The 877-nt window shown below is 52.8% G+C and carries 1 protein-coding gene and 1 pseudogene; one reads left to right on the forward strand and one right to left on the reverse strand.

Translation table 11 applies throughout. The annotated features are described in order from the left end of the window. The first annotated feature begins 392 nt into the window (after positions 1-392). Positions 393-629: a hypothetical protein gene (locus BN1800_RS39530; protein ID WP_087006374.1), complete on the forward strand. Its 237-nt coding sequence runs from the start codon at positions 393-395 to the stop codon at positions 627-629. Between the two features lie 57 nt (positions 630-686). Here BN1800_RS39530 and BN1800_RS39535 read toward each other — a convergent pair. Then, positions 687-877, reverse strand: a pseudogene (locus BN1800_RS39535) (ACP phosphodiesterase); the annotation flags it as partial.

Raw genomic sequence — 877 nt, forward strand, 5'->3', positions numbered from 1 at the left:
GACGAAATCCTCGCCTCCGTCAGACGCTTCTGCCAAAAAACAATGAACCGAACTTCGGATTCAGGTGACTAGCTTGACTTTGCATATACGCAGCCAGATTAGAATCTCTCATTCCCGCATCAATCTTTTTGAGACATTGCTAACATGCTGCCGCAGATTTTTGCAATCAAATCTCGCTGTGGTTGCCAAAAGAACAACTATGGAGCGTCGACTGAGAAGAAGGTATCAAATTCTACCCATCGGCATGTTGAAAAACCCTAAATAAGCAAGCTCTATTGGAATGGGCTTTGCGGTTCGGGCTCGAGTCGCTCGATCACCGCCGGCAAGCGGTGTGTCCGCGAAGCCTGAAGCATTGGTGTAGGCTTCTCAGGGACGGTTGTCGGGAGGGTCACGTGGCTGCTCAGGAGAGGTACCTCTATGACTGTGAATCGGACAGGGCAGTTTTCTATGAGGCCGGCGACTATCTGTTTCCTCTCTCGTCGTCGGCCGCCACGTATTGGAGAGACGGCGACTACGTCTTCTGCATGAGGACCGAGGCAATCGCCTTCTGGATCCTCGGCAAGCAACTGTACCGGCATATCGGGCAGGGCGAACTCACTCGGGAGCCGATCTACTACTACGGAGATTAGGCTTTTGAATCTGCGCATCGTGCTTCCGAAAATCGATTCCGATTTTGGGCCGATGCGCTAGGCATCTTTCGGCAGCACTGAGCGAACCCTTGCGATGAACACATGGAAGTCCTGCATGAAAGTGCGAAGGAAATCGGCGGTAGTGTCGTTGGTCACCTCACCGTCATCGGTGATCAGCCCCGGTGTGAACTGGATATAGGCTTCCGGGGCATTCATCTGGGGAGAGTTGCAGAAACTGAGCACACTGC

Source organism: Rhizobium sullae, assembly GCF_900169785.1.
Lineage (GTDB): Bacteria > Pseudomonadota > Alphaproteobacteria > Rhizobiales > Rhizobiaceae > Rhizobium > Rhizobium sullae.